General features: G+C 64.1%; 17 protein-coding genes and 1 pseudogene. 9 read left to right on the forward strand and 9 right to left on the reverse strand.

Going from position 1 to position 11,127, the window contains the following annotated elements; all coding sequences use genetic code 11:
- Positions 1-258, forward strand: a pseudogene (locus tag ABYB95_RS09315) (chemotaxis protein); the annotation flags it as partial.
- An 81-nt stretch (positions 259-339) separates the two neighbouring features.
- Here ABYB95_RS09315 and ABYB95_RS09320 read toward each other — a convergent pair.
- From ABYB95_RS09320 to ABYB95_RS09340, 5 genes are all read right to left on the reverse strand, one after another.
- On the reverse strand, positions 340-753 hold the full coding sequence (locus tag ABYB95_RS09320) for a response regulator transcription factor (RefSeq protein ID WP_372658191.1): 414 nt from the start codon (positions 751-753) through the stop codon (positions 340-342).
- Positions 754-812: 59 nt separating this feature from the next.
- On the reverse strand, positions 813-1,256 hold the full coding sequence (locus ABYB95_RS09325; protein WP_372658193.1) for a hypothetical protein: 444 nt from the start codon (positions 1,254-1,256) through the stop codon (positions 813-815).
- 38 nt (positions 1,257-1,294) lie between these two features.
- Complete coding sequence (locus ABYB95_RS09330) at positions 1,295-1,696, reverse strand: hypothetical protein (protein WP_372658194.1); 402 nt, start codon at positions 1,694-1,696, stop codon at positions 1,295-1,297.
- Positions 1,697-1,876: 180 nt separating this feature from the next.
- Complete coding sequence (locus tag ABYB95_RS09335) at positions 1,877-2,083, reverse strand: glycine zipper 2TM domain-containing protein (RefSeq protein WP_372658195.1); 207 nt, start codon at positions 2,081-2,083, stop codon at positions 1,877-1,879.
- Positions 2,084-2,152: 69 nt separating this feature from the next.
- Entirely contained in the window at positions 2,153-2,560 is a 408-nt protein-coding gene (locus ABYB95_RS09340; protein WP_372658196.1) for a hypothetical protein, read from the reverse strand.
- A 169-nt stretch (positions 2,561-2,729) separates the two neighbouring features.
- Between ABYB95_RS09340 and ABYB95_RS09345 the strand changes: the two genes are divergently transcribed.
- The gene (locus ABYB95_RS09345) at positions 2,730-3,926 is read left to right on the forward strand and encodes an AI-2E family transporter (RefSeq protein ID WP_372658197.1); all 1,197 of its coding nucleotides are present in this window, start codon (positions 2,730-2,732) and stop codon (positions 3,924-3,926) included.
- Between the two features lie 59 nt (positions 3,927-3,985).
- Here the strand turns inward: ABYB95_RS09345 and ABYB95_RS09350 are convergent, their stop codons facing one another.
- The gene (locus ABYB95_RS09350) at positions 3,986-4,204 is read right to left on the reverse strand and encodes a hypothetical protein (protein WP_372658198.1); all 219 of its coding nucleotides are present in this window, start codon (positions 4,202-4,204) and stop codon (positions 3,986-3,988) included.
- Positions 4,205-4,268: 64 nt separating this feature from the next.
- Positions 4,269-4,415 carry a lmo0937 family membrane protein gene (locus ABYB95_RS09355; protein WP_372658199.1) on the reverse strand — a complete coding sequence of 49 codons (147 nt, stop codon included), beginning with the start codon at positions 4,413-4,415 and terminating at the stop codon, positions 4,269-4,271.
- 437 nt (positions 4,416-4,852) lie between these two features.
- On the opposite strand from ABYB95_RS09355, the gene ABYB95_RS09360 reads away from it, so the two are divergent.
- The 4 genes from ABYB95_RS09360 (at position 4,853) to ABYB95_RS09375 (ending at position 7,512) form a co-directional block, all read left to right on the forward strand.
- Complete coding sequence (locus tag ABYB95_RS09360) at positions 4,853-5,257, forward strand: response regulator transcription factor (RefSeq protein WP_372658200.1); 405 nt, start codon at positions 4,853-4,855, stop codon at positions 5,255-5,257.
- 137 nt (positions 5,258-5,394) lie between these two features.
- Positions 5,395-6,753 carry a CHASE3 domain-containing protein gene (locus tag ABYB95_RS09365; protein ID WP_372658202.1) on the forward strand — a complete coding sequence of 453 codons (1,359 nt, stop codon included), beginning with the start codon at positions 5,395-5,397 and terminating at the stop codon, positions 6,751-6,753.
- Positions 6,754-6,997: 244 nt separating this feature from the next.
- Positions 6,998-7,312: a BON domain-containing protein gene (locus tag ABYB95_RS09370; protein WP_372658203.1), complete on the forward strand. Its 315-nt coding sequence runs from the start codon at positions 6,998-7,000 to the stop codon at positions 7,310-7,312.
- Positions 7,313-7,368: 56 nt separating this feature from the next.
- Positions 7,369-7,512: a hypothetical protein gene (locus ABYB95_RS09375; protein WP_372658204.1), complete on the forward strand. Its 144-nt coding sequence runs from the start codon at positions 7,369-7,371 to the stop codon at positions 7,510-7,512.
- 228 nt (positions 7,513-7,740) lie between these two features.
- Here the strand turns inward: ABYB95_RS09375 and ABYB95_RS09380 are convergent, their stop codons facing one another.
- Together ABYB95_RS09380 and ABYB95_RS09385 are read right to left on the reverse strand one after the other, a co-directional pair.
- Positions 7,741-8,166 (reverse strand): hypothetical protein, encoded by a 426-nt coding sequence (locus tag ABYB95_RS09380; RefSeq protein WP_372658206.1) that lies wholly within the window; start codon positions 8,164-8,166, stop codon positions 7,741-7,743.
- Positions 8,163-8,591 carry a nuclear transport factor 2 family protein gene (locus tag ABYB95_RS09385; RefSeq protein WP_372658207.1) on the reverse strand — a complete coding sequence of 143 codons (429 nt, stop codon included), beginning with the start codon at positions 8,589-8,591 and terminating at the stop codon, positions 8,163-8,165. Before ABYB95_RS09385 ends, ABYB95_RS09380 begins: the two co-directional genes overlap by 4 nt.
- Before the next feature lie 99 nt (positions 8,592-8,690).
- On the opposite strand from ABYB95_RS09385, the gene ABYB95_RS09390 reads away from it, so the two are divergent.
- The 3 genes from ABYB95_RS09390 (at position 8,691) to ABYB95_RS09400 (ending at position 10,551) form a co-directional block, all read left to right on the forward strand.
- Positions 8,691-9,143 (forward strand): MarR family winged helix-turn-helix transcriptional regulator, encoded by a 453-nt coding sequence (locus ABYB95_RS09390; protein ID WP_372658208.1) that lies wholly within the window; start codon positions 8,691-8,693, stop codon positions 9,141-9,143.
- A 335-nt stretch (positions 9,144-9,478) separates the two neighbouring features.
- Entirely contained in the window at positions 9,479-9,736 is a 258-nt protein-coding gene (locus ABYB95_RS09395) for an SWIB/MDM2 domain-containing protein (RefSeq protein ID WP_372658209.1), read from the forward strand.
- A gap of 188 nt (positions 9,737-9,924) precedes the next feature.
- Complete coding sequence (locus tag ABYB95_RS09400; protein ID WP_372658210.1) at positions 9,925-10,551, forward strand: class I SAM-dependent methyltransferase; 627 nt, start codon at positions 9,925-9,927, stop codon at positions 10,549-10,551.
- Positions 10,552-11,127: the final 576 nt, after the last annotated feature.

The following is an 11,127-nucleotide window of genomic DNA, read 5'->3' on the forward strand; positions in this document are numbered from 1 at the left end:
GGAACCGAAATGCGCCGCCTGGTCGAGAACGTCTCGTCCGTCACCGACCACATCGCGAAAATCAGCAACGCGGCCGATGAGCAAAGCTCTGGCATGGACATGGTCAGCCAATCTGTTGCGGAGCTCGACGCCGTCACCCACCAGAACGCTGCGCGGGTTGAACAAGCGGCGCAGGCGTCGAACGGGCTTCAAAATGAAGCCCGCCGCCTGGTCCAGGCCGTATCGGTATTTCGTTTGTCAGCCAACGCAGCGGCCTGAAGGGCGTTGCGTTGGACATCGCCCTACCCAGCCGGGGTGGTGTGGACGCGCCGAAGAACGGCTCGATTCCGTAGCGCCGGCTCAGTTGGGTCGTAGGCCGGCACCTGGCGCAGTGGGTGCGTGGACCGCCAGCCGGCCGCAGTAGGCGATCAGCGCCTCGATCTCGTTCGATTTGTCGAATACCGCCTCGGCACCCAGCGCCAGGCACTTGCGGCGGATATCCGTCGTGGCGTAGTTGCTCAGCACGATCATCTTGATGGGCGGCTCCATCGCTTGCCCGCTGCGCAACACACCCAGGCCCGAGCCGTCTGCAAGAAAGATGTCGACGATCACCAGATCGACCGGGTGCTCGGGTTGAAGAAGCCAGTGCACGGCGGTCGACTCGTCGGCCGCGCTGCCAACTACCTCGACCGGCACCAGCTCTTCGAGCGTGGCGATCAGGTTTTCGCGGATGACAGCGCTGTCTTCAACGATGTAGGTCTTGAGCGCTTGCATGGATGGTTCTTGGTGTTCGAGATCAATGAAAAATGGGGCGGTGCTGGGAGCCTGCTCGCTCAACGCGCCGCAGGAGCCACAGTGCCCGCAGCGGAGGGCGCCGGGAGCACTGGCTCGCGCGTGGTCAGCTCCCGGTAGATGCCACCGCTGGCCACGCTGCCGTTGGTGACGCCTTGGCCCTGGATGCGCGCCACGCAGTGACCCCGATCGGGCTCTGGCAGGGGCTCACAGCGCTTGAGCGCATTGCGTTCGAAACGCCCCGGGTCGGCATCCGTGCGCTCCGGTTTCTGGCTGGCGCGCACGGCACCGGCTTCGCGCAAGCAAGCGGCTTTGTCGCTCCCCTGCGGTGCGATCTTGCAGGCGGCGACGTCGCGCTGGTAGCGGGCCTGGGCCTCCGATGACCCGGTCTGGCCTGCGGCCAGCACGGGCGAAGCCGCCAGTGCCGCGCCCAGTGCGAGCAGCGACCAGAGCGGGCGGATGGAATGGGTGGGATGCATGTTCATACGGGTCTCCTTGGGGTCAATTCACATTCGGGGCGCCATCAACGGGCGATCAAGACCACAGCTGCAGGTGGCAGTACAAGTTCGACGCCTTCCGTCGGAGACCCAGCCGTGTCAGTTCCGGGGGCGGTGTTGAGCTGTGCATGGCAGTTCGCACGCTGGCCCGCGTCGCGCATGGCATCGCAGCGCCCGACCGCGTCGGCCAAAGCGGCGGTGCTTCGGGTTCTTGCCTCGCCTTGCTGCACGCTGGCTTGCACGACTTGCTGGAACGCCAGCAACAGCCCAGCGGCGCAGACGGTGGCGAGAATGGCCGGCCAGACAGGCGCGCGCGGAGCAGCCAAGGCCTGCTGCCAGACGGACGGCACCGAGCGGGCAGACACCGGCGACTCGATAGGCGATTCGCTGGCGGCAACAGCACGGCGCGGGGGATTCGGGATGTACATAGCAGGCCTTTCAGTTCGGCCCGCGAGTTGCGGACACTGGATGAATCGATGTTGCGCCCACAGACCCGATCACACCATCGGACCAACGGCCCGATGGCCGTAGGAGGCGCCCTACAAGGCACGGCGAAAGCCAACAAAAAAGCGCGCCTGCGGCGCGCTTTTTATGCAAGAGCCTGACCCTTACTTCTTGGAGGCCTCATGGCCCACGACGCCGCCGACGACCGCGCCGCCGACGGTGGCGGCAGGACCGCCCACCGCCGAGCCGACCACGGCGCCAACGGCCGCCCCGGTCGCGGTGCTGACCTCTTGGCGTGACATGCCAGAACACCCGCTGAGCATGAAGACGGCGGTGATGGCGAGAACAGACAGTGTGCGTTGCTGGTACATAAAAAACTCCTTCAGGGGTTGGGGAAAAGGGGAAGACGGACCCGAGAATCCGGGCCTATCGGATCGCGTTCAGTGGCTCCGGCCGCGTTCGTGGCCTCGGTTACCGCGGTCCTTGTTCTTGAACTTCTTGTGGCCTTTGCGGTCGTCGTGTTCGCGGTGGTACTCGTCGCGCACCCAGGCTTCCTGCACGAAATACACGGGTTGGCTGCAGGCGCCGTAGCGTGCGCAATAGCGCCCCCAGTCGGACCGGTGGGACTGCGGCACGTAGAGGTAGATCGGGCGCTGATAGACCGCGACCCGGGACGGCATGTAGACGATGGGCTGCTCTCGCTCGAGCACCGGCTGTGGGTAGTTGTTGATGTCGATGCGTCCGTATTGACCCGGTGCGCGGATACCAATCGATATGCCGATGTTGGTTTCGGCATGGGCCGGCAGCACGATGGCACCGGCAAGCATCAGGGTAGTCAGAATTTTCATGGGGTTTGCTCGTTGAAGTGGTTTTGCAGCGGTCTGCACGGTAGCGCTCGCAGACAGTTGATGGAGTTGACTGTGACCGTTCGCGCGGCACCTGCCCATCGGAGAAGGCAGCAAGAAAAAGTAGGACAAGAGGCCGTGCTCACTGGCAGACCTTGCGTTACGCTTGCGCATGTCCGACACGCCGCCCACCCCCTCCATCAGCCCCATTGCCGCCCCCAGCGCACAAACGCCAGGCGACGCCGCACCACCTGGTCTGCTGCCAGCGCCCATGCAGCGGCCGCTGGACAAGGCCGGGGTTTCGCTGGCGCTGCTGGCCACGCTCGGCTCGGTCTTCATGCTGCACTGGGCCAGCGCGGTGTTCATCCCGGTGATGCTCGCCCTGATCTTCAGCTACGCCCTGTCGCCCGCCGTGACCCGGCTGCAACGCTTGCACATTCCCCGCGCCATCGCCGCCGCGCTGCTGATGGCCACGCTGGGCGGCTGCACCGGATGGACCGTGTACGCCTTGAGCGACGACGCGACCCAGTTCGTCGAATCCTTGCCCAGCGCGGCGCAAAAGATCCGCCAGGCGGCGCGTGCCGCGCGCAACCAACCCGCAACCACCATCGACAAAGTCCAGATGGCGGCCACGCAGCTCGAACAGGCGGCCAAGGAAGGCGGTTCCGGGGCGAGCACCACCGCGCGCGGCGTCACGCGGGTGCAGATCGAGCGCGCGCAGTTCAACTTGAAGGAATATCTCTGGGCCAGCATGCCCAGCGTGGCGGCCTCGGTCGGGCTGGCCACGGTGGTTCTCTTCCTGACCTTCTTTCTGCTGGCTGCGGGCGACAGCTTCCGCCGCAAGCTGGTCAAGCTCGCCGGGCCCACCATGGCGCGCAGAAAAATCACCGTGCAAGCCCTGGACGAAATCACAGATCAGATCCAGCGCTACCTGGTCGTGCAGGTTCTGCTCAGCGCCACCGTGGGCCTGGCGACCTGGCTCGCCTATTGGCTCATCGGCGTGGAGCACGCGGCTGTCTGGGGCCTGCTGGCCTTCGCACTCAACTTCATTCCCTATATCGGCTCGTTGGTGGTCACGGGCGGTTCGGCACTCGTCGGCTTCGTGCAGTTCGGCAGTGTGGAAATGGCCTTGCTGGTGGCCGGTGTATCGCTGCTGATCCACACCATCTCGGGCAATCTGCTCACCCCCTGGCTGACGGGCCGCGCCAGCCGCCTGAACGCGGTGGCGGTGTTTGTCGCCGTGCTCGCCTTCGGCTGGTTGTGGGGCGTTTGGGGTCTGGTGGTGGGCGTGCCGATCCTGCTCATGATCAAGGCCGTCTGCGACCGGGTGGACGGACTCAAACCACTGGGCGAAATGCTCGGAACGTGAAAAAGCCGCCGCCAATGGCGGCGGCTTTTTCATGCCGCTGGCTTACCCGAAAGGGGTTTTCAGCGCTTGCCGCCAAAAGCCAGCAGCACGCCACCGATCAGGATCGCACCCACCCCCGCCCACACCGGGACGTTGACGGTTTGCTTCTCATCGACCGACAGCGAGATCGGACCGATCTGGGCCTCATGGGTCTCTTTCGTGAAGCTGAAGCTGCCGTAGGCCAGCCCCAGCGCACCGGCCACGATCAGCGCGATGGCGGCCATCTTGATGGTATTCATGGTCTGCACTCCTGTTGAAACATGGTTGGCACCGGGCTGGCGACCGGCGCTGCGAAAGCTGGCGTCACAAGCCACGGCCTTGAATCAAGCGAACCAGAATCATGACGACGGCGATGACCAGCAGGACGTGGATGAATCCGCCCATGGTGACGGCGCTGACCATCCCCAAGAGCCAGAGCACGACCAAAACGATTGCAATTGTTTGCAGCATGTGTTTTCTCCTGATGCCCAAAATGGGCGAAATCGAAGCCGACTGCGAAACGGACTGCGATCGGCGGCTTGCCCAACCGCGTCGAGATGCGGCGCTGGCTGGATGAACCCAGTTTGCGACCAGTGGCGCAGCGTGCACAGCAGACGGCGCCGCAGAACGCGGTAGTCGACGTCCTACACAAACGCGGTGCGCCGCGCCGCGACCCAGGCCAACCATGGTCGCGCCGGGCGCCGTCTGTAGGTTTTGTCCTACAGCGTGGCGCGGCATTCACCACTGGCGAGACGCCGCAAGCAGGTGCATTCTTGCGTGCACTGGTCCGCGTGCGGCTGCGCGGCGCCAATTTCTTTGCACGGCATCACCGCGTCATCCCGTTTCATGGGTTCAGCTGAACCTGGGCACGGGTCGCGAGCCCCGACGCCACCACGCTGTTCACGCCCTTGCTCCACATCTACCTCGTCGAAGACAGCCCGCTGATCCGCGAGAACCTGATCGCCACGCTCGAAGAGTTGGTGCCGGTCCGGATCGTGGGTGCCGCCGAGGACGAGGCGACGGCGGTGCGCTGGCTCGCCGACCCCAGCCATGCGGTCGATCTGGTCATCGTCGACATTTTTCTCAAAGGCGGCACCGGCCTGGGCGTGCTCAGGGCGGCACACGAACTGCCCCAACGCTACCGGCTGGTGGTGCTGAGCAACTACGCCACGCCGGTCATGCAGCGCCAGTGCCTGGCGTTGGGCGCGGACCGGGTGTTCGACAAGTCCAACGACATCGACACACTGATCGAGTACTGCGGCCGACTCGCCGCAGGCGACAGCCCCGACAGCTATCCCGTCGCGCTGGCCTGATGGGCCCACCGCTTCTGCAGCGTCCGGCCACCACCCGGTGCTCGCCGCCGCGATGTGGTCCACTTAGCCGATTCGGCCCAGGCTGCGGAGCCGTGCTCCGCGTTGCATATTGGCCGGCTTCGCGCTAGGAGATGGGCATGGATTTGGTCTCGATCGTCAGGCGCAGCCTGTTCGTTTTTCCGTTGGCTGTTGCTGCGGCCATTGCCATGGTGGTCATCAACGAAGGCGCGTACTGGCGATCCGCACAGGCCTTGAACGACCTGGTGGCGATCGGTGAAGCGCGCGGCGACATCCTGCGGCTTCAACAAGGTGTGCTGGCCGCAGAGGCCGGGCAGCGCGGTTATCTGCTGACGGACCGCAGGGAGTACCTCGCTCCCTACGACGAGGCGCTCCAGGAAATCGAAGAATCGTTTGAACGGCTGAACCGGTACTACGCCGCCAACGCGGAGGCCAACGAAGTGCTCGGCCGCATGCACCGCTTGACCGATGCCAAGCTGCTGGAACTGGCGGTGGCGATCCGCCTGTACGACGAGGGCAAGAGTGCCGCCAGCACCGACATCGTGTTGAGCGCACTCAACAAGAAGCAGATGGAAGTCATCCGCGGGCTGGGCAACGAACTGCTGGATGCCCAAGCACTGCAAGCCGACGGTGGCCGCGACACCTTGCACAGCACGCTGCAAGGGCGGCGCATCGGCATGGCGCTGCTGACCGCCATCAGCTTGTTGGCGCTGTTTCTCTATCTTCGGCGAACCGACGAACTCAAGCTGCAGGAACAACACCTGAAGAACACCGTGCAGGCAGAACGCGACCGGCTGGAAATCGAAGTCACCCAGCGCACGGCCCAGCTCACCGAACTGACCCGCCACCTGCAGACCGCGCGCGAAGACGAACGCAACCGCCTGGCCCGCAACCTGCACGACGAACTGGGTGCGTTGCTGACCTCGGCCAAGCTGGACGCGGCGCGCATCAAATCGCGACTGGCCGGCACGGCGCCCGAAGCCCAGGAACGTCTGGCCCATCTGGTGCAGACCTTGAACCAGAGCATCGCGCTGGGCCGCAGCATCATCGAAGACCTGCGACCTTCGACCTTGGGCAACCTGGGCTTGGTTGCGACGCTGGAGATCTTGACGCGCGAGTTCGCCGAACAATCGAACACGCCGGTTGAGTGCACGCTGTCCCCCGTGGTGCTCGACGCCAACGCCGAGCTGATGGTGTACCGCCTGGTCCAGGAGGCCATCACCAACATCAGCAAGTACGCGCGCGCGCGCCACGTCTGGGTGGACCTGGCCGCGCACGACGGTCAGGTGTCGGTATCGGTGCGCGATGACGGCGTCGGCTTCAACACCGCAACGCCGGCACGCTCGGCCTTTGGTCTGCTGGGCATGCGCTTTCGGGTCGAAGCCGAGGGCGGCAAGCTGCTCGTGCTATCGACGCCCGGCCAGGGCACGCAGGTGCTGGCCAGCCTGCCGGAATCGGGCCCCAATCCACCGGGGTAATCCCCACGCAATCGCCCGCGCTGCGGGCAACGCGGCGCCGTCCTACACGCACAGGAGGTCCGCGCCGATGGCCGCCACAGGCCCGCGCTCCTACATTGGGTTCATTGGTTGGAGGTGCCCGCACAACGGTTCTTCCACCAGACGGGAGCGACCGGCCAGGTGCGCTCCGACCTCATGCCACGGATGGGACACAAGACCAGCCGGCATCCACGGACCCTTTTCTCAAACCGACTGGAGCTTCACCATGATCATCCGCAACACCCTCGCCGCCATCGTTGCCGCCGCCGCCCTGCTCACCGCCACCGGTTGCGCGGTCACGCGTGGCCAGGAAACCGTCGGCGCCTACGTCGACGACGCAGCCATCACCACCGCCGTGAAGTCCAGCTTCATCAACGACAAAGCGGTCGACGCCTCGGCCATCAGTGTCGAAACCTTGAACGGCACCGTGATGCTGTCGGGCTTCGCCAAGAGCGCAGAAGAACAAGCCGTCGCCACCCAGCTGACCTGGAAGGTCAAAGGCGTGCGCGGCGTCAAGAACGAAACCGCTGTTCGCCCCTGAGCCAACGTGGCGGCGCCGTCCGCTGCATCCATCCGTCAACATCCAAGGAGATGCCCATGAACAGGGATCGTAGACAAGGCAACCGGAAACAAGTTGCCGGCCAGATCCAGGAGCGCTACGGCGCGGCCCAGGAAGAGCCCCAACAACCAATGGGCGAAAGGAAACGCTGGGCCACCGATGCGTGGTTCAACAAGAACTAGCGGCGAAGAGCCTTGCTTTCAGCGCTCGACCACCGGGCGCACCACGGATGGGCCGCACATGTGCGACCCATCCGTGGTGCGGTTTCAGCCAGACACGGCGATCGGCATCTTCGACTTCGCCTGTGTACGCCGTCGCGGCAACTGGCTGCTTTGCACCCTTTGTTCCGTACAGCAGAAGCGTCGAACTTCGTGCTGCACGTGAACCCGAGGCAAGGTCGCGCGGGTCCGTCAAACCTGGGCGTGCAGACGCTCACCCATCATCTCGGGGTCGTTGGTGGACGGCTCGGCGTCGCGGGCCGTCGAGCGCCAGACGCACCAGGCGAACAGCCCGGTGGCCGCGACGAGCGCCACGGTACCGCCCCCAAGGAACGGGCCTGCCATGGCGCTCTCGCGTCGCTCAAGGACCAAGCCCACGATGAGCAAGACCAAGCCCAGGTTGTGAAGCCAGAGATGCGCCACGGCGGCCCGGAACGACGCCATGACCGGCCACACGCGGTGCACCAGCGCAAATAGCGCGCACGACACCCAACCCAGCAAGAGCCCGTGCACATGGACCTGCTTGTCCAGATGCTGGTGCGAAATGCCCATATAGGCGCCCAGCAGCACGCCTGCCGCGAACCAGATCACAGCGATGCGGAGGAAACGTGCGCTCACGATTTGTCTCCCACCGCGGCATCCGCTTCGTCCAACAAGCGCCACACCTCGAAGACCTGCTCGCGTGCGATCAGACCGTCTCGCATCGAGAAATGGTGGATCAACCGAATCTCCACCCGTGAGCCGATCGGTACCGGCGCATTGACCATGCCAGGGCCGACCAGCCGCATGCGCACCAGCATGTCGTCCACGACCCGGTCCTCGGTGGCGAAACGCTCCAGTGGCGTCAACTCGACGTCGGCCATGGATGGCCACATGGCCACGTAGTTCGCGCGCGCGGCGGCTCGGCCCACCAGGCGCAAACCTCGGCTGGGCACCTCCATGACGATGTCGTCGGTGTACAGGTCCAGTATCGAGTCGACATCTTGTGCCTCGCCTCGGATGTGACGGTCCACCACGTCCAGATTGTGTGTGACTGCATTCAAGTTAGCTCTCCTTAAAAAGGTTGATTAAGACAGTTTGCCTGTCTATTATAGACATACATTCTGTCTTTGTGGATAATTTGTCGCATGCCTACAAAATCTTTGACCGAATCAAAAGCAACGCTCGGTGCGCTGCTGCGCCGCCCCTATGAATGGTTGTCCGAGGTCATCTACCCGGAGCTGGCCGCGCGTGGCTTCAACGACGTGCGGCCCGCCTTCAGCGCGGTGTTGAGAAACCTGCCCGCGTCGGGCGCCCGGGTCAGCGACCTGGCCGCGCGCGCCGGTATGACGAAACAGAGCATGGGCTATCTGGTCGATCAGATGCAAGCATCGGGGCTGGTGGACATTTCTCCGGACCTCCAAGACCGACGCGCCAATACCGTGCGGTTGACGACGCGCGGTGAACAGGTCGTGTCCGCTGGCGCCGAACTGTCGAAGCACTTCGAGGCCCACCTGGCGCATTTGGTCGGTGCCCGAAAGATAGAACAACTACGGGCAACGCTGTTGGAAATTCACGCCAAGCTCGATGAAGAGCCCACCCCGCCGCCCCCCTGATGCGTGTGTAGCGCCGGGCCCAGCCCATGGAAGGGCGCTCGCCGCGCGGCTTGTCGGGGGAGCGTCCATATGCCGGCCCGAACACCGCACTCCCGAATGTTCACGGGCAATAACGTCTGAGACAAGGCTCGGCCATCGACGGCTCAGCAAGTTGAAGGGGCGCTGGTGTCTGAGCGGTCTGCAACGATTGCCGCCGTCGGAGTCAGCGCCAAACAAACATCGAACACACGCCTGCTTCGGACCAGAAAATGCCCGAATCGCTTGCTCGGTGGCACGTGGCGACAAAGGAATCGAACGCACGCCCTAGAATCTTGGTTTCAACTACTGAGCCTCAGATGACCACAGCCAAAAAACCAACCGCATTCAATCGCGCCCTCACGCCCAGTGCCGAACTGGCCGCAGTGATCGGTGCAACGCCCCAACCCCGTACCGAAGTTGTGAAGCTGATGTGGGAGTACATCAAAGCCAACAACCTGCAAAACCCGGCGAACAAGCGAAACATCTTGGCGGACGCCAAGCTCAAGGCGGTCTTCGGAAAGGATGAAGTCACCATGTTCGAGATGACCGGGCTGGTGGGCAAGCATCTGAGCTAAGGCCTGTGTCTGGACGCAGCACGCTGCTGCATTTTTGACGCCGGTACGCCAAGCCCGGGAGTCAAGGCGAAAGCACGCCGTCAAGTAGTTCGGTGTGAGGCTGCGCTTCACATCGGTGCGACGACCGGCTGATGGCGCGCCGCGCCCGGGGTTCTGGAGCAGGTCGGTGGCGTATGGAATGATGCGGTATGACACTGAGTTCCGAAGACCTGCAACAAATCGCCGCGCGCACCCTGGCGCACTACGAGCAGCACGCCCAAAGCTACTGGGAAGGCACGCGCGACCACGATGTCAGCCAGAACATCGCGGCGCTGCTGAAGCACATACCCGGGCCACCCCCTTTTGACCTGCTGGATTTCGGCTGCGGGCCCGGGCGCGACCTGCGCACCTTCAAGGCACTGGGCCACCGCCCCGTGGGCTTGGAGGGCGCCTCCAGCGCCGCGGCTCTGGCCCGCGTCCACAGCGGCTGCGAGGTGCTGGAGCAGAGCTTCCTGCAGCTCGACCTGCCCGCGCAGCGCTACGACGGTGTGTTCGCCAATGCCGTGCTGTTCCATGTGCCCTGCCAGGTGTTGCCGCAGGTGCTGCTTCAACTGCAGGCCTGCTTGCGACAGGGTGGCGTGCTGTTCAGCTCCAACCCGCGCGGCAACGGCCAGGAGGGCTGGAACGGTGAGCGCTACGGCGCATTTCACGACTGGCCGACCTGGCGGGCCTTGGTGACGGCGGCCGGCTTCGAGGAGTTGGACCACTTCTACCGTCCGTCCGGCCTACCGATCGAACAACAGCCCTGGCTGGCAAGCGTGTGGCGCAAGTGCTGAGCCCTGGCTCCACCGCACGGCGCATCTGCTGATCGCGCCGCTGCAGCATGTGCAGGCGATGCCTGCGGTCGTGTGGCAGCAGCCAAGTGGACCGGGCGTTCTTCAGCGCACCTTGTCTGAGACTCGACCCTATTGCCGCGAACAAACTGCTCTCAACCATCAAAGTCGAAAACAAATTCGACGCCGTACAGGTATTCCCCCAGAGTATGCAGGCGTCGAAAACGACTGCCGCACCAGCTCAAGGCGACGCTTGGAAAGACCGAATGCGGCCATTCGGCTGAAACTGTCTGGCACGGTCGGAGAGCCGCAGGTCTGCTTCCTGGCTCCGCCTCGTACTCACACTGTCGGCCGTGAGCGGTCGGTGCCATAAAGGAAATGCGGTCGTTCAACGCCTTGTTTGAAGGCAGCCGCCCACGATGGTTTTGGCGTATCCAGGCTCTCGAACGTACGCAATTGTCTGGCGCAAGCCGTTATGCATCGGTGTAGCAGACTGCCTGCAGCTTATTGCCATCCGGGTCACGGACATACGCCGCGTAGTAGTTGGAACCATAGTTCTCTCGAAGTCCAGGAGCGCCC

Origin of the sequence: Hydrogenophaga sp., assembly GCF_041633695.1 — a bacterium.
GTDB lineage: Bacteria > Pseudomonadota > Gammaproteobacteria > Burkholderiales > Burkholderiaceae_C > Hydrogenophaga.

Coding starts and splice junctions, on each gene's coding strand:
- ABYB95_RS09400 (WP_372658210.1), top strand. CDS start 9,925: ATGACACTGAGTTCCGAAGACCTGCAACAAATCGCCGCGCGCACCCTG.
- ABYB95_RS09345 (WP_372658197.1), top strand. CDS start 2,730: ATGTCCGACACGCCGCCCACCCCCTCCATCAGCCCCATTGCCGCCCCC.
- ABYB95_RS09350 (WP_372658198.1), bottom strand. CDS start 4,204: ATGAATACCATCAAGATGGCCGCCATCGCGCTGATCGTGGCCGGTGCG.
- ABYB95_RS09325 (WP_372658193.1), bottom strand. CDS start 1,256: ATGAACATGCATCCCACCCATTCCATCCGCCCGCTCTGGTCGCTGCTC.
- ABYB95_RS09375 (WP_372658204.1), top strand. CDS start 7,369: ATGAACAGGGATCGTAGACAAGGCAACCGGAAACAAGTTGCCGGCCAG.
- ABYB95_RS09365 (WP_372658202.1), top strand. CDS start 5,395: ATGGATTTGGTCTCGATCGTCAGGCGCAGCCTGTTCGTTTTTCCGTTG.
- ABYB95_RS09395 (WP_372658209.1), top strand. CDS start 9,479: ATGACCACAGCCAAAAAACCAACCGCATTCAATCGCGCCCTCACGCCC.
- ABYB95_RS09355 (WP_372658199.1), bottom strand. CDS start 4,415: ATGCTGCAAACAATTGCAATCGTTTTGGTCGTGCTCTGGCTCTTGGGG.
- ABYB95_RS09370 (WP_372658203.1), top strand. CDS start 6,998: ATGATCATCCGCAACACCCTCGCCGCCATCGTTGCCGCCGCCGCCCTG.
- ABYB95_RS09320 (WP_372658191.1), bottom strand. CDS start 753: ATGCAAGCGCTCAAGACCTACATCGTTGAAGACAGCGCTGTCATCCGC.
- ABYB95_RS09330 (WP_372658194.1), bottom strand. CDS start 1,696: ATGTACATCCCGAATCCCCCGCGCCGTGCTGTTGCCGCCAGCGAATCG.
- ABYB95_RS09340 (WP_372658196.1), bottom strand. CDS start 2,560: ATGAAAATTCTGACTACCCTGATGCTTGCCGGTGCCATCGTGCTGCCG.
- ABYB95_RS09335 (WP_372658195.1), bottom strand. CDS start 2,083: ATGTACCAGCAACGCACACTGTCTGTTCTCGCCATCACCGCCGTCTTC.